The 22,542-nt window shown below is 36.2% G+C and carries 15 protein-coding genes; 8 read left to right on the top strand and 7 right to left on the bottom strand.

Features of this window, described 5'->3' with window-relative positions; genetic code table 11:
* Positions 1-185 precede the first annotated feature (185 nt).
* From FACI_RS00555 to glnA, 3 genes are all read left to right on the top strand, one after another.
* Positions 186-2,270 carry an FMN-binding glutamate synthase family protein gene (locus tag FACI_RS00555; protein ID WP_009886132.1) on the top strand — a complete coding sequence of 695 codons (2,085 nt, stop codon included), beginning with the start codon at positions 186-188 and terminating at the stop codon, positions 2,268-2,270.
* Positions 2,267-4,162 (top strand): class II glutamine amidotransferase, encoded by a 1,896-nt coding sequence (locus FACI_RS00560; RefSeq protein WP_009886133.1) that lies wholly within the window; start codon positions 2,267-2,269, stop codon positions 4,160-4,162. The genes FACI_RS00555 and FACI_RS00560 overlap by 4 nt, the downstream gene beginning before the upstream one ends.
* A gap of 356 nt (positions 4,163-4,518) precedes the next feature.
* Complete coding sequence (gene glnA / locus FACI_RS00565; RefSeq protein ID WP_009886134.1) at positions 4,519-5,844, top strand: type I glutamate--ammonia ligase; 1,326 nt, start codon at positions 4,519-4,521, stop codon at positions 5,842-5,844.
* Positions 5,845-5,891: 47 nt separating this feature from the next.
* Here glnA and ppcA read toward each other — a convergent pair whose 3' ends face one another.
* The 5 genes from ppcA to FACI_RS00590 all read right to left on the bottom strand — a co-directional run bounded on the left by ppcA (position 5,892) and on the right by FACI_RS00590 (position 14,151).
* On the bottom strand, positions 5,892-7,418 hold the full coding sequence (gene ppcA / locus FACI_RS00570; RefSeq protein WP_019841312.1) for a phosphoenolpyruvate carboxylase: 1,527 nt from the start codon (positions 7,416-7,418) through the stop codon (positions 5,892-5,894).
* A gap of 173 nt (positions 7,419-7,591) precedes the next feature.
* Positions 7,592-8,989: an ammonium transporter gene (locus FACI_RS00575; protein WP_019841313.1), complete on the bottom strand. Its 1,398-nt coding sequence runs from the start codon at positions 8,987-8,989 to the stop codon at positions 7,592-7,594.
* 675 nt (positions 8,990-9,664) lie between these two features.
* Entirely contained in the window at positions 9,665-11,518 is a 1,854-nt protein-coding gene (locus FACI_RS00580) for a DNA/RNA helicase domain-containing protein (RefSeq protein WP_009886137.1), read from the bottom strand.
* 133 nt (positions 11,519-11,651) lie between these two features.
* Positions 11,652-12,905, bottom strand: a complete 1,254-nt coding sequence (locus FACI_RS00585) for an MFS transporter (RefSeq protein WP_238553353.1) — start codon at positions 12,903-12,905, stop codon at positions 11,652-11,654.
* A 28-nt stretch (positions 12,906-12,933) separates the two neighbouring features.
* Positions 12,934-14,151, bottom strand: coding sequence for an MFS transporter (locus FACI_RS00590; RefSeq protein WP_009886139.1), 1,218 nt, complete (start codon positions 14,149-14,151; stop codon positions 12,934-12,936).
* A 230-nt stretch (positions 14,152-14,381) separates the two neighbouring features.
* Between FACI_RS00590 and FACI_RS00595 the strand changes: the two genes are divergently transcribed.
* The gene (locus FACI_RS00595; RefSeq protein WP_009886140.1) at positions 14,382-15,599 is read left to right on the top strand and encodes a tetratricopeptide repeat protein; all 1,218 of its coding nucleotides are present in this window, start codon (positions 14,382-14,384) and stop codon (positions 15,597-15,599) included.
* A 580-nt stretch (positions 15,600-16,179) separates the two neighbouring features.
* Here FACI_RS00595 and FACI_RS00600 read toward each other — a convergent pair.
* Positions 16,180-16,341, bottom strand: coding sequence for a DUF2080 family transposase-associated protein (locus tag FACI_RS00600; RefSeq protein WP_009886141.1), 162 nt, complete (start codon positions 16,339-16,341; stop codon positions 16,180-16,182).
* A gap of 35 nt (positions 16,342-16,376) precedes the next feature.
* Here FACI_RS00600 and FACI_RS09700 point away from each other — a divergent pair, with 35 nt between their 5' ends.
* From FACI_RS09700 to FACI_RS00620, 4 genes are all read left to right on the top strand, one after another.
* Positions 16,377-17,417, top strand: a complete 1,041-nt coding sequence (locus tag FACI_RS09700) for an ISNCY-like element ISFac3 family transposase (RefSeq protein WP_009886142.1) — start codon at positions 16,377-16,379, stop codon at positions 17,415-17,417.
* Positions 17,418-17,550: 133 nt separating this feature from the next.
* Positions 17,551-19,347, top strand: coding sequence for a phosphoenolpyruvate carboxykinase (GTP) (locus FACI_RS00610; protein WP_009886143.1), 1,797 nt, complete (start codon positions 17,551-17,553; stop codon positions 19,345-19,347).
* Between the two features lie 148 nt (positions 19,348-19,495).
* The gene (locus FACI_RS00615) at positions 19,496-21,259 is read left to right on the top strand and encodes an alpha/beta hydrolase family protein (protein WP_009886144.1); all 1,764 of its coding nucleotides are present in this window, start codon (positions 19,496-19,498) and stop codon (positions 21,257-21,259) included.
* 126 nt (positions 21,260-21,385) lie between these two features.
* Positions 21,386-21,895: a class I SAM-dependent methyltransferase gene (locus tag FACI_RS00620; RefSeq protein ID WP_019841317.1), complete on the top strand. Its 510-nt coding sequence runs from the start codon at positions 21,386-21,388 to the stop codon at positions 21,893-21,895.
* Between the two features lie 57 nt (positions 21,896-21,952).
* On the opposite strand, the gene FACI_RS00625 is transcribed toward FACI_RS00620, so the two are convergent.
* A complete protein-coding gene (locus tag FACI_RS00625; RefSeq protein WP_009886146.1) occupies positions 21,953-22,414 on the bottom strand; it encodes a hypothetical protein in 462 nt (153 codons plus the stop codon).
* Positions 22,415-22,542: the final 128 nt, after the last annotated feature.

Genomic DNA, 22,542 nt, shown 5'->3' on the forward strand with positions numbered 1-22,542 from the left:
AATTTTTTAAAAATACAGTAAATACGTCCACATCAATTTTAATAATACATAGCCATGGCACTTAACCTGTCACAGGAAATACAATAGTGGAAACAAATTACATCCAGTAATTATTTTTGTATAAAAGTTATTACTCTTTGATAATAATAAAATACTTATAGATAGATAGTATCATTCATGTATATATGGACAATACTATATCAAAATTTATTGAATTGCCCGTGCAAAAAAGAGTTGATTTCTGGTCTCATCAGAAAATAGGGCATATTAGAAAATTATCAGGCACTGGAATGGCTTCAGAAATATTTGTTGAAAATAATGAGAGTCTGAGAATACTTGATAACATTATTTTTAGAGGAAATAAATCCCATGCTATTCCGAACATGGACATACAAACAGATACTATGCTTGCCGGCATGAAACTATCCGTTCCGGTATACCTCGGAGATATGTCATACGGTGCGTTAAGCGGAAATCCGAATATTGCAATTGCAAAGACGGCTGAAATCACGGAAACCATGGCAGGTACTGGAGAGGGTGGATTGTACGGATCTGTTTCCGGGTCAAAAAGGATATTTGTCCAGTGGGCATCCGCACGTTTTGGTGTTAGCGCAAGTTCCCTTAACCAGGGTGCAGCCATAGTAATAAAAATAGGGCAGGGGGCGAAACCCGGAATAGGAGGGCACCTTCCTGGAAGCAAGGTAACGCATAATATATCGCTGGCAAGAAAAATACCTGAGAATATGGATGCAATATCACCGGCACCACACCATGATATATATTCAATAGAAGACCTGACACAGAGAATAGAAGCATTAAAAATATTATCTGATAAGCCTGTATTTGTAAAGGTTGCAGCAACCAATTACATACCGTATATAGTTACGGGAATTGCAAGATCAGGTGCTGCAGGAGTTATAATCGATGGACATGGGGCAGGAACAGGAGCAGCCCCTGTTGCAGTCAGGGACAATATGGGCATACCTGTGGAACTTGCAGTAGCTTCCGCTGATTCTATATTGAAAAAGGAAAACCTCAGAAAAAATTTTACCATTATAGCAGCAGGAAGAGTGTCAAATTCCACAGATGCCATGAAACTTTACGCGCTGGGTGCGGACGTTGTTAGCCTTGGCACATCTATTCTCATAGCAATGGGATGCATAATGGTAAAGAAATGCAATTTAGGCTATTGCCCGGTTGCATTGACTAATAGGACAGATAGCAGCAAATCCCTGGATATTGATTTTGCAGTAAACCGTGTTGTGAACTTCATAAATGGGTTCAGAAGTGAAATGGCTGAAATGATGGGAAAACTGGGGATAAACAGCATGAAAGAACTTACCGGCAATAGGGATTTGCTGGAAGCCAGAAATCTTTCCGGAGAAACCATGGAATTGCTTGGAATACGGTACGGAAATCCTGTAGACCTGGATCCTATACAGGGAAATTTTGAATATGACATAAAATATCTAAATAGCCTCATAAATAAGGGGGAACCTGTAATGAGCAGCATGGGAAGCAACGCGCCTCCAGAGGTTGATAAACCTGCCAGAATAATAGACTGGCTAAGGCTTGATGGAGCACAGGTTACAAGGCCCTCCATAGATCCTTACAGAGAAAACATAAACCTGGATTTTTATTTATCAGGAGGAGATCTGGTTATTTCAATGCCTGTAATAATAAATGTCAATGGTTCGGATAAAAATGTAATGGAGGCACTGGAATGGGCTTCATTGTTTATAGGTTCGGTTACAATAGATTATAATCCTGAGATGGACAATCCCGAAATAAATTTTCATGGGACACATTCTGGAAAACACCGGTATTCATTTATAGCCTCGGGAGAAACCCTTGATCGCAATGCGGGTGGCTTTATTCTGGAGGAGGACAGGTATACAGAGCTTAAAATCACAGAAATTAATGATATACTGGGAAAAGAAGGAATACGAGAAAACTATGATTTAATCCTTGAAATCTCTAGATTCAGGAATTCTGGTGACATTATCAAGTACCTCGCCCTCGGGTGTGATTCTGTTATATTATCTTCAAAGATATTCGAAAGTGGGCTTGAAAATAATTATTCCAATCTAAAGGAAAAGGCATTGAATTTTTTAATGGGCATAAGGAAAGAACTTGCACTGTTATCCGGGGCCATGGGGATATCAAATCTTCAATATTCAATTGTCGGTAATAAAGAGCTATTAAGGTCTGTGAACCTTGATAGCAGTATAGGCAAAGCCATAAATGTACAGGAGGGTGGAAGCAGATGAATTATATACCATCCAGCTGTGGCCTTTTTGGAATAATGAGGAAAAATGACAGGAAAAAAATACCTGGATCCATTCCGGTAAAATGCCTGAATTCAATCCGGTACCGTGGTAGCGACAAAGGTTCCGGCTATGCATCTTTCAATGTTAACCAAAACAACCATTACAGTATAAACGTGTTTTATGAAGAAGATGAACATCAATTAAGGTCGTTGCTGGAGCAGAATGGCTTTGGCATAAATAAAATGGAAGTCCGGAATGGGAATAACATAAAAAGCTATTGCTATGATGTTTCTATTGGAGATATGAGTTCCATAGACAATGTTAATGATGTTTTATGGAAGGAAGGCACAGGCCGTATTTACAGTTCAGGCACATCACTGGATATTTTTAAGGGCATAGGTTATCCGGACGATGTGGGAAAAGAGTATTCTATAGAATCAAAGGAAGCTGACATGTGGCTCGCACATACAAGGCAGCCAACAAACTCACCGGGATATCTGCCATACTGGTCACATCCATTTTCTTCATTTAACATAGCTATAGTACATAATGGTGATATCAGTTCATTTGGCGCCAACAGGGAATTCCTGAAATCAAAAGGTGTTAATAGTTTCGTGGGAACTGATAGCGAAGTTATAGCTTATATTTTCAGGGAATTATTGAAGCAATATGATTTAATTACCACAGTAAAAATCATGGCAGGTAAAATTGAAGACCCTGTTATGAAATATAAAAACAGAGGAGCTGTCCTTGATGGCCCATACACACTTGTTATAGGCTATGATGATGGCAATGACCTGTATATGATTTGTATTGCGGATCGTACAAAATTAAGGCCTGCAATACTTGGCGAGGATGATGGCAATTTCTTTATAGCCAGTGAAGAAAGCCAGATCAGGCTTATTAGCCCAGGTGCAAGAATATGGACACTGGAGCCTGACTCTTATTTTATAGCATCCTTTAACCGTGGCATTATAAGTCCCGGGAGAGTGGGCATTGAGAATACGAATAAAATCAAGATCCCCGATTCTTTTCAGATTGATGCAGGGGCAATAGAATATAACAGGCTTAACCAGGCTATATTAAAAGGAGATCAGGCGATAACAATAAATAATGTAGCCGGGCACAGGTATGTAGGAATAAATTTTCCTGATTCAGAGAAAGATATAACTATTTATGGAACACTGGGGAATTGCTTTATGAATCTCAACGAAAACAATATTTCTACAATTTATGGTAATGTTGCGGATGATTGCTGTGATTCTATGGGGGGAGGAATGGTAAAAATCTACGGGGATGCAGGAGATATCTTGTGCCAGGCATTAAATGGAGGGAAAGTTTATGTGCTCGGCAATGCTGGCAATAGGGCATGTATCCAGATGCGGGAATACGTGGACAAATCTACTGTAGTTGTAATTAACGGAAAATTTGATGATTATCTTGGTGAATATATGTCAGGTGGCACTTTGCTGGTTCTCTCCAACAGTGCCAGAAATTTCGGGAAGTATATAGGATCCGGAATGATAGGAGGGACTATATTTATAAGAGGAAAGGTTAACAGCAGGAACATAGGCATTCAACCTCCTGAAACTGCTGTAAATGGAATGTTAAATGCACTCAGGAAATCAGAATTGATCACAGATAAAGAATATCATAAATTAAAGGGAATGAGTTTTATAGACATGATTAAGTTTCTTCCATCCGATTCCAGAAAATTTGTAAGAAAATTTTATTCAGGGCACGAATTGCCTGAATACGAATACCGTTATTTGAATAGTCAGGAAAAAATAAAATTAAATAGTATTGTGAATGAATTTGATACTGAAATGGAAACACATAGTACAGAATTTTTGGGTGATAAGTATACAATAATAATGCCAGGAAATTATTGAATTATGATATCCTCTTTTATTGCGTCCCTTTTCATTAAGGGCTATATATGACATATTGATTTCAATTCTATCTACTGTTTCAATTTATATTCTATAAACAACTATATCTCAACCATAATAGAAACGTCAGTAATCGTATTAAATTCCATAATACACTATCTTTCTATGTTGTCATTCTGTTCATATTCTGTTATTAATATTTAAATAAGTTGCATGAAACATAAACATAGATCAGTACCCTTTTCTATATAGATGCTGCATTTCCATCAATTTAATGTAAGATACAGATTCTAAGCAAAATCATTTATCCGGATTATCCCCGTAAAAGTATTTATTACCTGTTTGCATTAGGTGATATGCAGGATGAAGAGTCCTTTATTGAAAAGTTAAAGAAAGATGAAGTTGAATTTTTGCAACTGCAATTTACAGATATTTCTGGCTCAGTTAAATCATTGACCATACCACATAACAGGTTTGAGGATGTTATTTACAACGGTGTTATGTTTGATGGGAGTTCCATTGTTGGATACAAACAGATAGAGGATTCTGATATGAAAGCAGTACCGGAACTCTCTTCTTATACTATACTTACCAATGAGAACTATGCAGGGAAAACTGTAAGGTTTGTATGCAAGATATTCAATTCAGATGGCACAAGGTTTGAGGGAGACCCAAGGTACATACTGGAAAAACAGGTTGAGAAGCTAACAAAGGAAAATAAAACCTATTATCTGGGTCCTGAACTTGAATATTTCCTTTTCAAGCAGGATGAGAATGGTGAGCCAACAATAGAGCCAAGCGATTATGGGGGATATTTTGACAAAGAACCTCTTGATAAGGCATTCACAGTAAAGCAGGAGATAATAAGGAAGCTTGAAGGTCTCCATTACTATCCTGAGGCATCACACCACGAGGTAGCATACAGCCAGCATGAAATAGATGTGAAGTACTCAGATGCTGTTACAATGGCAGATAGAATAATTATGATAAAAAGCGTTGTAAAGGAAACTGCCAATGAATATGGATATTATGCTACATTTATGCCAAAGCCGGTAAAGGGTGTAAATGGCAATGGAATGCATGTGCACCAGAGCATATTCTCAGGTGATGAAAACCTCTTCTACAATGAGTCCAATAAGTATGGATTGAGCGACTATGCAATGCATTACCTTGGTGGAATACTTAACAATGTAAGCAACGCATCACTTGTCCTTGCATCAACTGTAAATTCCTATAAAAGACTGGTACCTGGCTATGAAGCTCCTGTATATATTGCATGGGCAAACAGGAACAGGAGTGCACTTGTGAGAATACCTGCTGCACCTCCTAAGGGCAAGAGAATGGAGTTAAGGTTCCCTGATGCTGCTGGAAACCAGTATCTGCAATTTGCTGCAATACTTGGAATGGGTCTTGATGGCATAGAAAATAAGACAAATCCACCTGAAGCAATGGAGAAAAATATATTTGAAATGGATCTGGCAGAAAGGCAGAAGAATGGGATAAAGTCCATGCCAGGATCACTTGGCCAGGCAATAGAATCATTCCGCAACAGTGAATTGATGAAGAAAATATTCGGTGAATCTGTATTCAATAATCTGCTGCGCATAAAAGAAAATGAATGGAATGAGTTCAGGTCAGAGGTCACGGACTGGGAGATTAATAAGTACCTGGATATTTATTAATTTTCGATTATTCCTAATAGCCATTTCAATATTTAGATGAAAAGTTATTAACCTATGAATTTTCTTAACAGGCTGAGCTCGTAAATATATGATTTAACTTCTTCAAATTTCCTATTTTTAAACGCCATGAGCAGTAATTTAGTGTATAAATTATGTTTCTGCACATTATATGATGTTTCGGTTGGAATGCCTATGTTATCTTCAACATATTTAATATCCTCCCTGATCATATCCAGAGTTTTATCGCTAACCTTCCAGATTTCTTTTAAATAGTCAAGTGATTCGTAGTTGAAGTATTGTGCACTGGCTTTTATATCCTGTTCCATATAACGGTATAATTTCTTTAACAGCACCTGACTGGATTCCGGTAGGGACGATAAGGAAGCTATTCCAAGTATCTCCGGGGGAACTCCAATTGAATAAAGTGCACCAACAAAGGAAATTGCACGTGGCAAACTGGCTTTTCCTGTACTTCTGGAATATCCGAATAGCCCTATATGCAATTTCCGCTCCCTTCTCTTCGGAAGGTAAAATGTTATGTCATTAATTGGCTGTGCAATATCCTCTATAATTTTCTGAAATCTTTCAGAATATGTGCCTACAATTCCCTTTATTATTTTTTCAGTTTCTATATCAATAAATTCAGCTTTCTGTGGCGTATGTTTATTGATTAATTTAATTGAATCTTTAACTTCCTGATCATTGTAATCATATCTAAAAGCTGATTGTATGGAGAAAGTATAGTATTGATCGTATTCAGAAAGTGCCCTTTTTATATTTGCAGGGCCAAGATTTCCCCTGAATGGTGAAGACCCGGCTCCGATTATGGGATATACTGACATTCCAGTATCATCACTTATTTGGCCCATTTTAGACGCTGCATATTTTGCAAGCAACGTTGCAGGGATCATCCCGTAATTCATTGCAGGATCTGACCTTGCAATAAAGATTCTCATATATTCTGGAGAAATAACCCTGTGATATTCCTTAACAATATGCTCAATATTAAATATTGAATCTTTATCTTCTATCAATGGAATCAGGTTAATCTTGCCTGGAAGAACTTCCCCTGTAACATCCCTTGAATAAACATTGTCATAAAGGTTGATGGATTGTGCTCCCACCACACATTTTTCATAAAATTTGACCACATTCAGCATGCTCCTGTAATCTGTGGTGAAGGGAAGTATTACCTCAAATATTGGAGCTATTCCATTATTGAATATCCTGTTTGAAACATCATAATTAAGTGGGATGCTATTTAGAGTCTCATTCAGAATTTTTCTTTCAGCCCCTTCAATTAATGGATTTGGAACCCGGTATGTCAGGAAAATATCCTGCCCAATTTTGCTATTTTCAAAGAAAATGCGGTCCTTTGCAAATAATTTCCTTATTACATGTGTATCTACATCTTTCCCTTCTGCATCCCACATTACCTCCTGTATTCCTAATTTTTTATACGCTATGTAAGCTTCTTCGATTTCGTCTTCATTTGTAATTATATTTTTATTTGAACTCCATTCCGGCATCAATGCATTGTCAGGATGTTGGGTTGACATCGTTTTTGGAATCATAATCCTTAATGCGAAGGATGTAAATATATAAATTGATTAAAAAAATGGCATCTGTCTCATTTATACATGTAAAATAAGAGGGGGTTCAATAGAGTATCGCTTGTAAGCTATCAAAATATGATTTCTGTCTATACTGGAAATAAAATATAATAGATTTGGGGGCATTACACTTATTAATCTTTATCTATTTTTTCATTGCCCTCCATATGAATGTTATTATGTTCAATTGCGTGCATGGGCGGCGAGGGCGGATAACCGGTGATATCAAGCCCAGCTTCCCCGTGAATAGCCATATCACCTATTTTTAGCCTTGCATTGGTCTCCCGCAATGGAATAAACACCCCGATCAACCTTAATAAACCGTATGTCAATGCGAATACATATAATATAACTATAACTGCGGCAAATGCCTGTATGCCGAGCTCATAAAAATTACCATACAGGGCACCACGCAATCCCGGGTCAATATACTGTGTTACCACCGGATCGGCAAGTACCCCGGTTAATAATCCACCAACTACCCCGGCAACGGCATGAGATGAAAATACGCCGAGGCTATCATCCACCTTGAATTTAGGCTCTATTTTATATAGAAATATCCATGGTATTATTCCTGTAGCGATTCCTATTACCATTGCACCATAAATGTTAACATAACCTGCAGCAGGTGTTATTCCAACCAGACCGGCTATAGCTCCAACAGATGCACCAATTAATGAGGGTTTCTTGAAAAACTTCAGATCCATGAACATCCATGTCATCATGCTTACTGCTGTTGCAACATTCGTATTTATTATTGCTATTCCAGCATCTATAGTGGCTCCGTAGGGATCGCCACCGTTGAATCCGTCCCAGCCCAGCCATATTAATCCGAGGCCCAGCATTACCAATCCCAGGTTATTTGCCTTCATCTTCATTTCATCTTTCAATCTAGGGCCTATTACAAAGGCTGCTGCTAAAGCCCCTATTCCAGCATCAAGGTGTATGACATAACCGCCGGAAAAATCTACCGCCCCAAGCTGGTTTAACCACCCACCTGCGAAAAGCCAGTATGCAACAGGACTATAAACTATCAGCGACCAGATTGGAACAAAAATCATCCACGCTTTGAAATTCATTCTTTCTAAAATTCCACCCAGCAATAGGATAGGTGTAATAGCGGCAAATACAAATTGAAAAAACATAACTGTTGAATTTGGTATCGTTAATGCATCTTTTAAGGGCCCAACTATTGCCTGGCCGGATATAAATGACCCTGCACCTGCAGGTGATGGAATTCCAAAAATATAATACCCATCTATTTTCAATAAACTCGATGTGCCAAAGCCAAAATTATAACCAGCCAGAATCCATATTATAAGTACTGCGGCAAAGGCATATAAAGCCATCATCATGGCATTTACCATATATTTCCTTTTTGTCAAGCCTGCGTAGTATATTGCCAGACCGGGTATGCTCATAAGCCCAACCAGTGTGGAAGCGGTAAGCATCCATCCATTATTTCCTGTGTTAAGCCATGATGTACTATCGGGGATAGTTGTATAATACAATATCATGCTATTCAGTAACATGATACATAGTAGCAGTTCTTTATAGATAAATATTTTTCTTTATTTTCTGTCAATTATTTTAATTATAAGATATTATCCGAATAAAAAATATATATTAGAGTATAATATGCCTTTAAGTTATAAAATATATAGTAATACGAAATAAATAAGTAAAATAAAAACTTTTAGATATACAAAGAAATTACGCATTAAGATAGAAATGTCTGAAAATTGTTTGCATGGCATGTGTAGTCGCCAATTGTCAAAATACCACCTGCGAATATTTGTAATTAATATTGAGATACAGATTACCATGGCTTAAAAAAATTCACTGATATTTATCAGAGAAAACCAGAAAAAATATGAAATATATGTTCTGACCCTTCTTATGATATTCATAGTTTTAAGTACAATAGGAATTGCAAATAGTTACTTACACTTCATCGGTTAGATAGACCTTAAGCACATCAGTTTTGGAATATTTGAACCTGTGTATAGACTTGGTTACACCGTGATGTTTATCATAGTGGCGTTTTTCCCACTGCCTGACTATATTGTTGTTCCGTTTTACAGATATCGAGCAGTTGCTAATGCAAAGATTTATTGAGCATAGGAAAGCACTGCCAGTAGAGAGAAATACTGCATATCCTCAGGTTCAATTTCACCGGTAGTTTTAAATCCAGTTATTTTACTATATTATTGTACATCCATAGAATTACTACGATCATTCAAATCCATTTCCATATGGCATTGTCTTTTAAGGTATTCACCAGTTTCGCTGTCTTCACAGAATATATACGTTCCATAAATTCCCCTTGTTAGTAGAATTCTGTATCGATTAACAAGAAGCTCTATAGCAGTGTCATATGATGTTTTATCTCCATTCTTTCCTTTAAAGAATAGTTTTTTAATTTCAAAATCTTCGCAATTGTCTCCAAGCACCCATTTATTATCTCTCCTCACAAGGTCTCTTCCCCATATGACACCGGTATAATCAGCTTCAAATCCCTGTGCGCCATAAACAGAAGCACATTTCTCCAGTTTATTTGATTCCCCACCTACCCAGAAAGGAGCATACTCTTTTTTAGGGTCCATAAGCCACCTTACCGCTATTCCGGTTCCAGAGTATAGATTAAGCCCGGATGGAATTCTATCCCCTATCCTGATATTATCCTGTGAATTAATATCGTGTATGTTTCCCTTTGCTTCAGTGAATGAGGCAACCAGAGCGGATTTTTTTCCAAGGTCTATTTTTGTTTTAAGTGTATTTATAAGGCATTTTATATCTGGAAAATATTGCAGGTCATACGGTTCAGGATAAATTGTGGATTCACCTTTCAGCAGTTTATTTACAAATTCTCCGTACTCATTACCATTTCTATATAAGCCTTTAAGTGTTATTTCATGCGGGTTCTCAAGATACTTTAAAAAATTTGATTGTGTTCCCTGTTCGCGCGTTCCAAGTATCTGGGAATCGTCATAGAAGAATACCGATATATCTGCTACTTTTCCTGCATTTTTAATATTTTTAACGGTCATTCTCTGTGATTCGTCGAATATAGCAATATCATAATGTACTGGAAATTTATCTTCAGCAACACCGGGATTGCCGGGCCTTCCGGTTGAATAATATTTAATCAGGGTGGACATTCCCGTGCTAATACTATCAAGGAGTTTACGCAGCGATGCGACCATCCTGTTATTCCTGTAAGAAAGTACAGATTGTTTGCCCATTGCTGATGACCTGAGAAGAAGGTTGAGGGCAATCAATGATTTTCCGGAACCGGGTCCGCCGTGGATTATATAATTTCCTGGCGTTCCTGTAAGCAGGTTATTAATTATTTCAAGATAGGGCTCCAATTGCTCGCTGTAAAGGCCATAACCTTCAGATGCAAGGGCTTTCATTGCGCCATTTTTGATATCAAGATGGTATTTCCTTACAGCCTCAAATAAGTTTATATTTTGCCTGTACCTTGCATTGACAAAGGTCGTCAGGCTGTGAGGATCGAATCCAGGGTCTAAATTTTTCTTCAATTCCTTTATTATTAATTCCCGTTCATTTCCAGAATATATTCCATCCATAGATTTGTTGTGATTTAATATGTTGTATAAAATGACCATAGAATTAATGTTAAAATTTTCTATCCCTTCTATACTATACTTTATTTTTCCAGAATAGTTCAACACCTGATATGAAGGATTAACTTCTTTTTTGTTATCAGCAATTACAGAATAATCATCGACTATTTCCATGGTTCTCCAGCCTTTCATTTCAATTATCATCAGTGATGGAGATACAGTATTTCCGACAAATATAGCATCTGCCCGCTCTCCTCCTGCAGGAATGATGTACTCAAGAACAATGCCCTTGCTGTTAAGTGCTGTGATCAGATTATATAGATATGCAATAGAACCCTTCCAGGAATTATACAGGTATAACCCGGGAGATACATGAAATAGTTCTCTATATTTGTTTGCCAGGGCATCTGGAAAATCTTTATTGTATTCTTCAAGAAAAGATTTGGTGTTGTTATAATATAAATAATTCATTGTAATAACAATATTATAACTTATTTAATAATTTTCTTTATATAAAAGAAAAATCCTTATATATTACAACCAGGTATCCTGAGATACAGTATTATTTTCCTTATATTCAGGGTAAACGGTAAAATTTTGCGCCCTAAGCCCGACCATTCGCAGTACCTTGTATGTTGACCACCTTTAACAGTATCAGGGCAAAACCTATAAAATAGAAAATAGAGGATAATTCAAAAAGCCGGGAATACTCAGCAGATCCCATACCCCGGAATAGAAAAAGGACCAGACCATATATCAATGGGGAAAACGCTGCACCTATCTCTGTGGAAACAAGGAATATGGATAAATATTTGCCTGCACTTCCATGCGGAACTATGAAACTCATATATGAATTTGTAATTGTAAAATAATTTCCATATGCTATACCTATTAATGAACCAAGGACTAAAAATAAGTAAAATGCGTGTATGAACGAGATAAATAATATGCTGAATCCACTTATCAATGGAAATATTAACAGAAATATTTCTTTATTTATTTTATCAGCCAGAATTCCAATGCCCACAGTAGACAACGCTGAAATTAAAAGTATAGTTACCCCTGCTATTGCAACATAGATTGCAGTATCCTTCAAATCAAGTGAATATTCAAAATAATAATATTCAAAGAATACCAGTCCAGAGCTCCCTGTGGTTATGAAAAAATTCGCTATTGCCATCCATTTAAATTTTGTAGATTGTTTAAAGTTTTTAATAACACCGGAAAGCTTCCTGCGTATAATTTCTGAGTTGCTTATATAATCCTCCCTTTTTATTGTAAATATTGTGATTATAGACCCTGCAGCTATCGTTATAAGTATTAATACAGTAGCAAGCTCTATTCGCCCGGTTCCGATTAAAACTCCCGATAACCCGAATCCAAAAGCTGAACCAATCAGTGTGAAAAAACCACCTACTCCTGATGATGTACTTCTCTGCGATTCGGGGATTATATCTCTAATCAACGGCTGGTAGGAGCCATAAGCAATATTGGACCCGATCTCAATCAGGATGTAAATAATAAAAATTGTAACAATGGTTTCTTTGATTATTATAAATAGCAATAAAGAAAATATAACAATTATAGAACCTATTAAAATCATAGGTCTTCTACGGCCATATCTTGAATGGAATTTATCTGAAAATGATCCGGAAAGAAAATTGAATGCAATTCCGATAATTATGCCCGCAAAAGCAATTATTCCAAGATATATCGTCTGGAGCCTGGATGGAACTAATAATTCTATTACATATGGGAGGAATAATGACTCAAAGGAAGTCCATAAATAATTATTTCCAAGATATACGGAATTCATCCCAAAAATATACCTGAAAGACTTCAATGAGTGTTCGTTCACTATAATGGATAAGCAGGTAGCTTATAAATTAATCTTTCAGTATCTTATAAAACATAGCAAATCCTATAAAGAAAAATCCTCCTGCGGCATAAAAAACATATCTGAAACCCAGGGAATAGGATGAAGAAAAATAAAGGATTAATCCGTATATGAGGGGTGACACAGAGGATGCGCCACCTGTGGCCATATTATAGTAACCCATATATTTTCCAGTTTCCTCACCGGGGGCCATATCGCTGGCTAAAGCATCTGAAACACTCATAAATATTCCATATGACATGCCTATTATGGAGCCTAATATAAGAAAATAGACAAATTTCTCAAATTCAGGTATGAGAATCATTGCGATTCCACCGATAACGGTTATATAAACAAGGATTTTTTTCCTGCCTATTTTATCTGACAATACACCGAAAACAAATGATGCAAACGCAGATGTAATAAGTACTACAATGCCAGCTATTGAGACATAATATGCCGGATTTGCGTAATGCAATATGTATTTAAAAAAATACAGCTCAAAGAATGATAGCCCTATAACACCTGAAAATACCATGAAGCTTCCAACAACTACATAGATATAATTTTTTAAACCATTTTTTAAATTGAACATATCCATGAATAATTTTGTTATCCCCGGCTTCTTCCGCTTAATTATCAGGTCTGATTTCTTTATGGTGTTGGTGGACAGGAGGGCAGTAACCACCACTACGACCGTTATTAAAACAATTACATACTGCCTATACGGTGTGTCTATCAGGAAACCTGTGATGCCATATCCCATCATAGAGCCTAAAAGTCTGAATATGCCCCCTATTCCACTACCCTTACCTCTTTGATCTTCTCCCAGAATATCTGCGTATAGTGGCTGGTATGCCCCTACTGCTACATTCGAAGAGATCTGTATCATAATATACCCGAGAAGAACGCCCGCAAGTGTAATAGTTAGAAGCTGATTAAGAAACATTGATAGCACTATGAATATTGCTCCAGCCATAATATAAGGTCCACGGCGACCCCACCCAAAATTATACTTGTCACTCAATGTCCCGAAAAAAAGACCAATAAATACACCGAGGGCAGTACCTATAAATGCAATTATTCCCAGGAATAAACTACTTTTATTATACGACAATAATTCAATGGGCAGTATATAAGATTCATATGAAATCCATAGATAATTGGTGCCAAGATGTATGGCATTCATTTTTAATAAATAACTGGTGCTTTTTGGTATATTTACCACTTTTTATTAACATAGCTATAGTATTAATAAACATACGTTTTGTATATTGATAGTTTTCATATAACTTCCAGAAAAGATAAAAACAATGAATAATTGACCTCGAGACAACATAATTTAGTTATACGCACATATCAGGTATAATTTATACAAATGTGCCAGCATTGGAAAAAGCCATGGGCAATATCAGTAAAGAATAGAACTTTATTATATAACTTAAGGCTATAATCCCTATGGCTGATAAAAGTATTGATAAACAGGTTGACAAATATTATAACGAAGCAATGAAACTTTTTAATGATGAAATATATGATAAAGCAATCCTTCCGTTAACCAGGGCCATTAAATTAGATAATGGCAATCCAGAGTATTATGAAAAGCGGTCGTGGTGTTATATATATACAGACGAGAGCAAGAAGGCAATAGAAGACATAGATAAGGCCTTATCCATAGTTAAAAAGCCGGAGTATTATATTGCAAAGGCATACGCATTGATAAATGATAACAATAACAGTGAGGCATACACGGCACTTGATACAGCAATAAATATGGCTCCAGGGAATCCCGATTACCATTCTATTAAAGGAGATCTGCTTCTTGACGACAAAAAATATGGCCCTGCTCTAGAACAGTATAATACAGCAATAAAAATACTTCCAGGTGTATACCAGTTCCATTATGGAAAAGCCATGGCTTATTCGTATATGGAAAAATTTCCTGAAGCGCTTGAAGAATATAACAGAGTTATAGAAATTGAGCCAAATTTTGGGGAAGCTTATTACAACAGATCAATAATTTATCTGGATCAGGATAAGTTTGAAGATGCCATCCGGGATGCTGAGAGGGCAATGGATCTTGAATCAGACGTTCCGGATAATTTCGATTTAATGGGAAACATTTTAGCAGCAATGGAAAAATACGAAGAGGCCTTAAAATATTATGGTGAAGCAATAGAACTTGACAGTAGATTTGCTGCGGCCTATTATGATATGGGAATTATGTACGACAATATGAAAAACTATAGTAACGCCATTGAAAATTATGATAAGGCAATTAAACTGGTTGATAATTACTATGAAGGAACAAAATCGCCTTCAAATGCAGCTATTCCAGCATTTCTTAAAAAAGCAAATGACTTATATTTGCTTAATAAAGCAGATGACGCCATTGCCACCTATGAACAGGCATTTAAGAGAGAACCAGGAAGTGTAATAATTCCGGTAAAAATGGGACATATACTATTTGAACTGGCAAGGTACAGTGATGTGGTATCACTTCTATCACCAATCTTTTCATATGGCCTGAAAACTATTAAAAAAATGTGCGCAGAAGATGAATGCGAGGATAACCACCTTATATCCGGATTAAATGACCTTATCAATAGTTGCAATGCCACCGGTAAAACACAGAATGTCAAGTTATATAAAAAATTACTAGATGACATGCAATGAAGCAATGCACACGAATAAATTATTGACTCAAGTTAAATGATAAATCTATCTATTCCTATTATATATTATAGTAACAATAAAAGCATACAGGTCATTCCATTGATAAAATGGCCATCTCGGAACCAGAGGGAACTGGATAGATGGTGTAGCGCTATCCTCCCGGAGTTTGAGTATTATAAGAATGGTGGCTTCCAGAGGTATATTTTATATAGTTAAGGAAAAAGTAACCTTACTATGAATTATAATTATTCATTGCGTTTAACACGAGCTATTCTGATAAATTATTAAAATCAGATTTCTAAAACTTGTGTTTTTATTATTTCCTAACAAGAATATTACTTTTTATATCACTATTGTGTTTGGCATAGCACCATACCTTATACGTTTGGAATTTTTATAGTTTGCCGGTTTTGGATGCTATATTCGTAAATATGCTTAAATTTTTCATCATCAGATAAATTTAATGTACAATGGAATTTTTATATAAGACAATACATAATATTTAACGATAAGAAATGAATTCAATACTAATATTTTTTTACTATTAAAGTTTTTAGGAGAATGGGGGTGTGGGACACTATTATTCGTCCCTGGTTATTACAATGTAAACCCTTTTGCCGAGAAATTCCTTAGGGCAATCCACCTTTGCACCCGATCCGAACTTTGTTACTTTCCTCTCTATGAATCCATATATTCCTTTTATAGAGACCTCTGTTGTCTCATGTATTTCCACTTTTCCCATAGTAATGTATATATACATTGTATATATATCTATCTATGGGTCTTGTCAGGAGTGAGGACATACAGTATAAACTTGAGGAGATAAACAATATACTGGGGAAGAAGTATGTACAGGAACATCCGGAAAAGGGGAGAAACTGGAGAACATACGAATCCGAGTTTTCACGGAGAATTAAAACTGCAATGAAGGAACTTGATCCCCTTATTGAAAAAGCCGTATCCATTATGCATATTGCTAAAAGGCCAGGGCATCCACATTCATTATTACTTGCCCAGAGGGTGAAATTAATACTTATAAAACAGCTTGTTGGCGAATCAAACAGGATGTTTGTTAATATGCTCGATATATTTTCTATGCTTTCAGGCATAGATGTATCATATAAAACAATAGAAAGGCTATATTCAGACAATGAAGTTGTAATGGCCATATTCAATCTCCATGTATTGTTACTGAAGAATAAGAATATTGCAAATTCAGATGCAACAGGCGATGGCACGGGCTATTCATTAACAGTAAAGAAGAACTACGAATCCTATGCACAGAGGTTGAAAGACCTTGCAAAGGAGAATAAAGAAATTGGAAAGGAAGAACATAAGGATAAAAAATCAAAAGGGCATAGAAAAAGATTGTTTGCATATTCCTTTTCCATTATGGATTTAAGGACAAGGATGTATATAGCCTCCGGAACAAGCATGAAATCTGAAAGAAATGCATATGACAATGCAATGAGGATTGTCAACAAAATAGGTATTAATATAGATTCTATAAGGCTTGACAGGTATTATTCATCACCTTCATATGTAGATAAATTAGGGGATACAAAGGTATACATTATACCTAAGAAGAATTCTACATTGCACGGTTCACATAAATGGAAATCTATAATAAGGGAATTTCTCAATGACACTATGAATTACCTTGAAAAGTACCATAAAAGAAGCAATTCAGAATCAGGATTTGCAGCAGACAAGAAGATGCTGGGATGGAATATGGCACAGAGAAGGGATGACAGGATAGGCAATGCACTGTTATGCACCAATGTCTGGCACAATTTATTCAATATGGGGAGGTATTAGAATAGTGTCCCACACCCGGAGAATGGAAAGGCCGGTTATTAGAATTTTTAGTGTTTTATAAATAATTCAATATATTATTTATTAATTTTTAAAATTATAGCAGGTTTATATAACAGGATTCACATCAAACTATATGGGTGATATAGAAAATATATCAAAAAATCCGGAAAATCAGCTAAAAATGTTATTATTCCATAGAAATCCAGAATTGAATGGAAGACTGGAAACATTTGTGAGAATGCTTGAACCAGCGAATATTGTTGTTATTACTGACCCAGATTTTTATGAAAAAAAACTGGTAGGGGAAATGGCAACAGACCATGAACTTATAGAATTGAATAGGAAATATTACAGTAATTCTTACCTGTACAGGAGCAATCCAGATGATGTTGCAAGGACTGAGAAGGATACATACATATCCAGTTTAGATGAGAAGAATGCTGGTGCAACAAATAACTGGATGGAACCAGAACACTTAAAATCCCGCATTTTCAATTTAATTAAAGGTTCAATGAAGAATAAAACCATGTATATCGTACCATTTATTCTGGGCCCCGCAGGTTCGAAATACAGTGAAGCGGGCATACAGATTACAGATAATCCATATGTTGTAATTAACTTAATAAAAATATCGCTTGTTGGAAAAGAAGCCATAAACCGTATTGAAAATACAGGCAAATATGTGGTAGCAATCCATGTAACCGGTACCCTGGATAAAAATAACAGATACATTGCACATTTCACAGATGAAGACCTGATAATTAGTGTAAATACCGCATATGGCGGAAATGCCCTCCTGACCAAAAAAGGCTACGCGCTGAGAATAGCAAGTGTACACGCAAGGGACAACTCAAGGATGGCAGAACATATGATGGCACTTGAAGTTACATCACCCAGCGGGAGAAAATACGGCATCTCAGGAGCTTTTCCAAGCGCCAGTGGCAAAACGAACCTATCTATGATACGGACTCCTACTGATATGGCTGGCTGGGATGCGCAACTATTGAGTGATGATATTATATGGATGCATATCAATAATGACTCGCTATACGCAATTAACCCTGAATATGGATTTTTCGGTGTTGCACCTGGCACCAATGCAACAACAAATCCCAATGCAATGAAAGCATTCAATAGGGATACAATTTTTACAAACACTGCACTAACAACGGATGGCAAACCCTGGTGGTATTCACTTGACCCTTCTGTAAGTGAGGTATATGACTGGCATGGCAATTTAACTACGGATTTAAAGAATGCGGCCCATCCAAACTCACGTTTTACTACACCAATAAAGAATTACCCGTATCTTTCTAGTAAATTCTATGATAATGAAGGCTTGAAAATTGACGCTATGTTATTCGGAGGCAGGCGCAGTGATCTCATACCGCTTGTGAGGCAGGCAAAGAGCTGGGCGCAGGGCGTGCTTTTCGGCGCAATGATAAGAGCTGAAACAACGGCTGCTACAACTGGAAAAGTTGGAATATTGAGAAACGACCCTATGGCCATGATTCCGTTCTGCGGGTATAACATAGGCGATTACTTCCAGCACTGGCTTGATATGGGAAAACTAGTACAGCACAGGCCTGAGATTTTTTATGTGAACTGGTTCAGAAAAGATTCAGATGGAAATTTCATCTGGCCTGGCTTCAGTGAGAATTTCAGGGTTATTGAATGGATTGCCAGCAGGCTGGATGCAAAAGCAAATGCCATTGAAACCCCTGTTGGATTAATTCCCGACATAGCTAATTTCGCCTCTGGAAATTTAGGCAAAAACAAATTAGAGCAGCTCTTTGAGATAGATTATCCGGGATGGTTAAAGGAACTTAACGAAATAGAACCATTTTTCAAAAAGATAGGCGATAGTTTCCCCGAAGAACTGTGGAGAGAATTTCATAACATGAAAGATGGAGTGGAAAAACAAATTTAAATTATAATATTTGCAATTAATTTTAACATTATATTTTATTGGTAACCAGATCATAAATGCTTACAGAATTGAATAAAACAGTGATAAAGCAATTACTTTAATGGAAATCCAATAACCAAGTTTTAATATTAATTTGAATTATAAAACAATGGAAGGGCATAGAATAGAAGATCTTCTGAGATTAAAAAATATTGAAAATGTTATAATCGACAGTACGGGAAAACGTATTGCCGCACTGGCGGGAAGCACGTACAGAGACTATAAGAAAAAGGAGTTTAATAAGTATATTTACATTCTCAAGGAAGACCTTTCAACAGAGAGGGTGATTCAGGGAACTGGAATAAAATGTATTGATATCTCAGATACAGGCCGGCTACTGTATGCTGATGGGCATGGAATACATATAACAGGGAATGGCTTTTCAGACCTTAACATAAAATTTGACGGTGGAATACAGCAGGCAAAGTGGATGGGGGATAAAATACTTTTCACAGCCACAGTAAAAAAACACAGCAGCCCTGAAGATGCCTACTTTTTTGAAGAAAATGATCCGTTGAATGAAATGTATTTGCTGGACCTTTCACATGGAATTAAAAAAATAACCGGAAATATACACATATGGGAATTCGATAATGATGGTGAAAATATATACGCTGTTACATCCAGCAAACCTATGGAGAGTTGCTGGTACAATTCATCTGTTTCGAAAATATACCTGGATGGAAAGGTAGAAAAGGTTTATGACCCGGATTTCAGGGAACTTGGAAAAATTACAGTCAATGGAAACAGGGCAGCTTTCCTTGAATCAATAATGAGCGACAGGGGTGTCATATCCGGAGATATAATCCTTTTGGAAAATGGACATGCTAAGAATATTACAATGGGCTCAGAAACAACATATTCACACATTGAATTTCACAAGAATTCTATGTATGCACTGGAAAACCACATGGGCACATTTACAATAAGAAATATGGAATCCGGAAAAGCTATATGGAAGGGGAGCGGAATTGTATATCCTGTATTTTCACCTGCATTTTCAACCAATGGGAATATATTTGTATTTCCGTATTCCAATGAAAAGGAAATAGCAGAAATCGTGCGTGTAGAATCTGGAAAGGTTAGCAGATCTGGAATAAATAGTGAGCTGCAGAACCTTAAGGCGTATCCATCAGAACTCGTAGAATGGAAATCCTCAGATGGCAAGGATATCTACGGCTTCTTCAGATCGGAAGGCTCCGAAAAACCTGTAATTGTATACATACATGGAGGGCCTACATCCTTTTCCTATCCTGCATTCATAGACAGGACAACAATGTATCTCGGTGCCGGATTTTCAGTGTTCCTCCCTAATTACAGGGGAAGCATAGGAATGGGCAGGCAATACGCTGAATCAAATCGGGGAGATATGGGCGGCATGGATTTTGAAGATGTTATTACTGGAATAAATTATCTTAAGAAACAGGGAAAAATAAAGACCGATAGAATATATATAACAGGTGGTTCATATGGCGGGTATATTTCCGCTCTGGCGATAATGAAATCAGATATATTCAAAGCTTCTGTTTCGCTCTACGGAATTTCTGACTGGATTAGTTTCCACGGTGTATCCAATCTCTATAACTGGGATCAGGTACATATGAATGATGACCCCTATAATTTCAAAAAATACGATGGATTTTCCGCAATAAGAATGGATCATGATGTAAAAACTCCTGTATTGCTGATGCACGGGGTGGAAGATCCATATGTTCCCATAGGGCAGTATTATGAGTTTTACAGATTTTTGAAGGAACATGGCAAATCTGTAAGATTATTAGTTTACCCCAGGGAAGGGCATGGATTTACAGAGAAGGATCATATGATTACGCAGTATAAAGAAACAATAGATTTCTTTAACCGCTATAAATGAAAAATACTGGATGTTAGTTGATATGAATAGCATTCATAGTCACTGGCTCCCATTAACTATTGTATTTGACATAGGGTTTATATTTTAAATTGATTTCAATTATATTAAAATAAAAGAGATGAAACTATGGAAGAACGATCAATGGATGAAATAATGGAGAAAATTAGCCCGCTTGTTACCGGCAACAATGTTTTAGATATTGGTACCGGGTTTGGGATTGTAATTAAGGCATTGATAAATAATAAAGATCTAAAAATTACAAGTATAGACCCGGAAACATGGAGGTTTGATGAGTTAAAAAACACATTTTTAACCGAAATTTATGAAAATAGATTAAAATTGATGAATGCATATGCAGAGAATCTACCGTTCAGGGATAATGAATTTACAACAACAATATCACTTTTCTCTGCTCATCACTTTAAAGATATAATTAAGGCACTGGATGAAATAAATAGAGTTACATCGGGGACCATTATCATAGCTGATTGGGGTCCTGAATCGGCCGGAAAAACAAATCCCCATAGCCCGGAACAACTTGAAATTCCAATGAGCAAGGTAAAGAGTCATGGAATAAAAAACAATTATGCAGTTAAAGATGGCAGCATGTGGTATATGATTTATAAAAAAAATTAATCTGGAATAATACAGGACAACAGGGCATTAAGAGAACGATGATAGTTTATCCGTAATTTAATTTTCTATTTGAAAATCACAATCTTTCTCCAGTACAGTCTCATATTGTTTATCAGATATTATAATTATATCGACCTCATTTATTGTTAGATTAAATACAAGTGTTGAACTCTTAACATTGTTGAATTGCCTGTTAATTAATTCATCCGCAGCTACAGCATTTTTTGCCTTTCTTTCAAGTTTAACATCCTCATATTTCATAAATTCGAAAAAAACATCAGCCGAGTTATTTGTATGAATATGCTGAACAAATTTTATCTGCACATCTGGCTTGAAATCAAAGTCAATGTATAATTTATAGCCATAATAATTAATATTAATATCTTCATATGATTTGTATAATGAAAACTGGTATAGCTTTTTTATTATCTCTGAATAATCCAGAAGTTTTTCCTTAATTGAAGATAAATAGTTTGAGTTTTTCATTTTTATTTTTACATTTTCTAAAAGTTGATCCATAGTAATCTAATATTGCAATATTCAATATCATTTTTTTTCTAATACGTATTGAAATAAAATAAACTATTACAGTCCCGGTTATTTGCCATCCTGCATATAATATAAAGTTACAGGTTAATTTTACAGAA

It is taken from the genome of Ferroplasma acidarmanus Fer1 (assembly GCF_000152265.2).
In the GTDB taxonomy this organism is placed as follows: Archaea; Thermoplasmatota; Thermoplasmata; order Thermoplasmatales; family Thermoplasmataceae; genus Ferroplasma; species Ferroplasma acidiphilum.